Source organism: Mesorhizobium sp. M4A.F.Ca.ET.022.05.2.1 (assembly GCF_003998845.1).
In the GTDB taxonomy this organism is placed as follows: Bacteria; Pseudomonadota; Alphaproteobacteria; order Rhizobiales; family Rhizobiaceae; genus Mesorhizobium.
Map to the genome: position 1 here is coordinate 1 of NZ_RZOJ01000447.1, position 4,851 is coordinate 4,851.

The 4,851-nt window shown below is 64.0% G+C and carries 4 protein-coding genes and 1 pseudogene; all 5 read left to right on the forward strand.

The window, feature by feature from the left end; genetic code table 11:
* Window positions 1-240 (forward strand): TCP-1/cpn60 chaperonin family protein (locus tag EN745_RS30145; protein WP_281034797.1); only part of this gene is annotated, 240 nt, incomplete at its 5' end.
* 111 nt (window positions 241-351) lie between these two features.
* Entirely contained in the window at window positions 352-576 is a 225-nt protein-coding gene (locus tag EN745_RS30150; protein WP_127422929.1) for a hypothetical protein, read from the forward strand.
* A gap of 247 nt (window positions 577-823) precedes the next feature.
* Window positions 824-3,325, forward strand: a complete 2,502-nt coding sequence (gene ligD, locus EN745_RS30160) for a DNA ligase D (RefSeq protein ID WP_127422930.1) — start codon at window positions 824-826, stop codon at window positions 3,323-3,325.
* Between the two features lie 161 nt (window positions 3,326-3,486).
* Window positions 3,487-3,678, forward strand: a pseudogene (locus EN745_RS37315) (hypothetical protein); the annotation flags it as partial.
* A 276-nt stretch (window positions 3,679-3,954) separates the two neighbouring features.
* On the forward strand, window positions 3,955-4,851 hold an 897-nt coding region (locus EN745_RS30170), incomplete at its 3' end, for a Ku protein (protein ID WP_127422931.1).

A 4,851-nucleotide genomic window follows, 5' to 3' on the forward strand; every position in this document is an offset into this window, starting at 1 on the left:
ATCATCGTCGGCAAGCTGCGTGAGAACGGTCAATTCTCTTTCGGCTGGAACGCCCAGACTGGCGACTATGGCGATCTCTACGGCCAAGGCGTGATCGACCCGGCCAAGGTGGTGCGCACCGCCCTGCAGGACGCCGCCTCCATCGCCGGGCTGTTGGTTACCACCGAGGCGATGGTGGCGGAAAAGCCGAAGAAGGAGGCCGGTCCCATGATGCCGCCCGGGGGCGGCATGGATTATTAGGGGCTCCGCTGGCGGGAGAGGGGAGGCGCTTCCCCAAATTGACTCCCCCGCCGCTCTCCGCCATCCTTGGAGCAGCCGCAATCCCTGCGGCAGCGTGTTTCGAGTGAGGCCATGGCCAGTCCCGCCGCCAGAGAAAATTCCCGCCGCGCCGCGGTGAAGAAGGCGCTCGAGCGCCACAAGGTCTATGTCACCGCGCAGAGCTTCTCCGGCGGCACATACAGCGCGCGCGTGCTGGTCGACGGCGAGGCCTACTGGGTCGACGAGTTCCGCCTGTCGCAGCTCAGGCAGGGGCTGACCCCGGCTGAGCTCGAGCTCACGCCGGCTGCCGACGATTGAGTTTTCACGGATGATCATGGCAAGGCTGGCGGGACAGCACCCCCCTCTGGCCTGCCGGCCATCTCCCCCTCAAGGGGGGAGATCAGATGCAGTTGCCGCTTTTGCCAATCGCCGACGTTTCAAGGGGAGCACCGGCGCTCGAACTGCCAATCTCCCCCCAAGTGGGGGAGATGTCCGGCAGGACAGAGGGGGGCGCGAAGGAACGCGGCCTTTGCCATTGTCCGCTCTGCGCCTTGGCGCCTGACCCATGCCGCCTCCCTCCAAACTCAAACCCTACCGCGCCAAGCGCGAATTCTCCCGCACGCCGGAACCCGCGGGCGGGCTTGCGAGCAGTGAGGGCAACCGCTTCGTCGTCCACAAGCACCACGCCACCGCCGATCACTACGATCTGCGGCTCGAGGTCGGCGGCGTGCTGAAGAGCTGGGCGGTGCCGCGCGGGCCTTCGCTCAACCCGGCCGACAAAAGGCTGGCGGTCGAGACCGAGGACCATCCGGTCGAATATATCGACTTCGAGGGCGTCATCCCCGAGGGCGAATATGGCGGCGGGCCGATGATCGTCTGGGACACCGGCACCTGGGCGCCGATGGACGACGTCGAGAAAAGCCTGAGAACCGGCGCCTTCAAGTTCCGGCTGGCCGGCCAGAAGCTGAATGGCGGCTGGATGTTGACGCGGCTGAAGCCGAAGCCCGGCGAGGACGAGGCAAAGAAGAACTGGCTCCTGTTCAAGGAGCGCGACCTCGCTTCGGACACCAGCCGCGACATCCTCAGCCAACGGCCGGAGAGCGTGAAAACCGGCCGTCGTATCGAGGAACTGGTGGCGCCGCCGAAGAAGCGCGAGCGCCTGCCGCCGAAACCCGGCTCCTTCAAGCCCGACGCGTTGCCCGGTGCTGTCAAAGCGCCGCCACCTGGCCGCATCGAGCCACAGCTTGCCACACAGGTTCCGAAGCCGCCGGGCGGCAATGATCCCGCGGAGCACACCGGTCAACTCTGGCTGCACGAGATAAAATTCGACGGCTACCGCACCATGGCGCATGTCATGGACGGCGAGGTCAGGCTGATCACCCGTGGCGGCATCGACTGGACGAAGCGCTACGGCGATCTTCCGCAGGCCTTTTCACGACTGCCGGTGAGCCAGGCGATCATCGACGGCGAGATCATGGTGCTTGACGACAAGGGCATCTCGCGCTTTGCGCTGCTGCAGGACGCGCTGGCCGAAGGCGCCGGCTCGAAGCTGCATTTCTACGCCTTCGACCTTCTCCATCTCAACGGTTGGGATCTGCGCAAGGCGCCGCTGCAGAAGCGTAAGGCGCTGCTTGCCGAGCTGCTCGCCGGCCAGACCGCCAACGCCGCCATCCAGTACAGCGACCATGTCGAAGGCGACGGGCAGGGTCTCTACGACCAGGCCTCGGAGCTTGGGTTGGAAGGCGTCGTCTCCAAGCGCGCCGACGCCATTTACATGAGCGGCCGGACCAAGAGCTGGACCAAGGTGAAGGCGCAGAAGACGGATGATTTCGTCATCGCCGGCTATACCGTCTCCGACCGCGCGGAGGGCCTGGCGGCGCTCGGCATGGCCGAGTTCGAGAATGGCGAATTGCATTATCGCGGCAAGGTCGGCACCGGTTTCGATCGCGACATGGCGACGGAGCTGCTTACGCGGCTGGAACGGCTGACGGCCGGCGCCAGTCCGCCGGAAGGCGCGCCGCGCGAGATCATGCGCGAGATGCACTGGGTGAAGCCGCTGCTGTCGGCCCGCATTCGCTATTCGAACCGCACCGCCGACAATGCGATCCGCCACGGCGTATTTCGCGGCCTGCGCGATATCGGCGGGCTGACCACACCGGCGCCGGTGAAGCGCACGCGGCTGATCGCCGAATCCGATCTCGCCACCATCTGGGTCACCAATCCGGAGCGGCGGCTGTTCGGCAAGACCGGCCCGACAAAACTCGACATCGCGGTCTATTACGCGCTGGTCGGCGATTTCATGCTGCCGCACATCATCGGCCGTCCGGTGTCGCTGGTGCGCTGCCCGACCGGCAAGCCGCAGGACTGTTTTTTTCAGCGTCACGCTTTCACCGGCATGCCGCCTTCGGTGGCGGTGTTCGAGTCGATCAATTCGGAAGGCGAAACCAAGACCTATCTCTCGGTCGAGGACGCCAAGGGCTATCTGGCGCTAGCCCAGTTCGGCGTCGTCGAGTTCCATACCTGGGGCACGCACCGGACGAAACTCGACAAGCCCGACCAGATCGTCTTCGACCTCGACCCGGGCGAGGGCATTTCGTGGCGCGAGGTGGTGGAGGCGGCGGTCCACATCAAGGGCGGTCTGGAAGTGCTGGGCCTGGTGCCCTTCGCCAAGACCTCCGGTGGCAAGGGCATCCACATCACGGTGCCGGTGACCAGGAAGCAGAACTGGAAGAAGCTGCACCAGGCCTCAAGCGCGATCTCGACCTATCTCGCGTCGACCGCGCCCGACACCTTCACCACGACGATGGGCAAGGACAACCGCAAGCGCCGCATCTTCATCGACTTCCACCGCAACGCCCGTGGCCACACGTCCGCCGCCCCTTATTCGCTGCGCGCCCGCACCAACTTGCCAGCATCGACCCCGGTGAGCTGGACGGATCTCGAGACGATCGACGCGCCGGAGGACCTCAACTACGCCTCGCTGCCGGGGCTTTTGGAGACATCGGGCGATCCCTGGGCGGAGATCGACGAGGCTGCGAGGGACTTGCCGGTGTTGGCGGGGAGGTAGGCCATGCATGAGGCGAAGCCCTCGCGTCTTTCGTCATCCTAGGGCGAAGCAAGGAGCGAAGCGCGGCGAAGCCCCTAGGATCCATGCCGTGACTTCGGCCGTAGAATGCAATTGTGCAGAATGGTCGCCCGCAATACCGCCAGCTAAAGTCGATCCATGACCGCTACGGCGCGCAACGTCTGGTCTGATATGAGGAATTCTTCGACATCACTGATGCCATCCAGCGCGAAAAGTCGTTGAAGCGCTGGCCACGTCAGTGGAAGGTCGACTTGATCGAGAAGACCAATCCGGAATGGTTCGAGCTCTTTGTTTTGCACCGTTGCGGCGCTCGCACGTTCCGGCATGGATCCTAGGGTCTGCGCGCGTCGCTTCGCTCCTTGCTCCGCCCTAGGATGACGAAGCATCGAGGCCTCCGGCCAATCGTCAGCGTCCCGCCAACGTCTCAACCCCATCTCCATCGACGCTTGCTACAATTTGAACTATTCTCCCACCAAACCCGCCCCAGAAAACACTTCGTCAGGAATTCGGCAGTACCATCAAGGGTCGGTGTAGGATTTCCACGGCGCCAACCGTCCTTGAGCCGGAGCGCTGCAAGTAACTGTCAGTGCATGGCCGCGTAGGAGTTCATCATGGCGCCCAGGGCAAGTTGGAAAGGTTACCTCAAGCTCAGCCTCGTCAGCTGTCCGGTCCGGCTCTATCCGGCCACCAGCGCGAGCGAACGCATCACATTCAACCAGCTGCACAAGAAGACCCACAACCGCATAAATATGAAGCCCGTGGATCCCGAGCTCGGGCTGGTCGAGCGCTCGGACCTGGTCAAGGGCTACGAGTACGAGGACAAGCAGTACATCATCATCGATGACGCCGACCTCGATGCGGTCAGGATCGAATCCAACCACACGATGAACATCGAGGCCTTCGTCGATGAGGGCGAGGTCGACGTCATCTATCAGGACTCACCCTATTACCTTGCCCCCGACGGCGCCATGGCGGAGGAAACTTTCGCGGTGCTGCGCGAGGCGATGCGCAAATCCGGCAAGTTGGCGATCGCCAGGCTCGTGCTCTCCAGCCGCGAGCGCGTGGTGACGATCGGCGCGCGCGAGAACGGCATGTTCGTCTGCACCTTGAGGAATCCCAACGAAGTGCGCGGCACGGCTGAATATTTCGGCAACATTCCGGCCGGCAAGCCGGACCCGGAAATGCTGCAGCTCGCCGAGGCGCTGATCAAGCAGAAGGAAACCGCCTTCGATCCGAAGAACTACGAGGATCGCTACGAGGTGGCGCTGATGGCGATGATCCGCGAGAAGCTGAAGGGCCACAAGCCGATCATTGCGGCCGCGCCCGAGCGCGGCAACGTCATCAATCTGATGGATGCGCTGAAGGCGAGCCTGTCGCAGTCGGCCAAGCCGCCAGCCAAGTCGAAGAGCAAGGCCGACGAGGCGCCGGCCAAGCCAGCCAAGAAGGCGGCTGCCGGCGGCGCGCCCGAAAATCCGCTGAAGGCGAACCTGTTGAAGGCCGTCGGCAAG

Excerpts from the sequence above, each read along its gene's own strand:
- ligD (WP_127422930.1), top strand. The coding sequence starts at position 824 with ATGCCGCCTCCCTCCAAACTCAAACCCTACCGCGCCAAGCGCGAATTC.
- EN745_RS30150 (WP_127422929.1), top strand. The coding sequence starts at position 352 with ATGGCCAGTCCCGCCGCCAGAGAAAATTCCCGCCGCGCCGCGGTGAAG.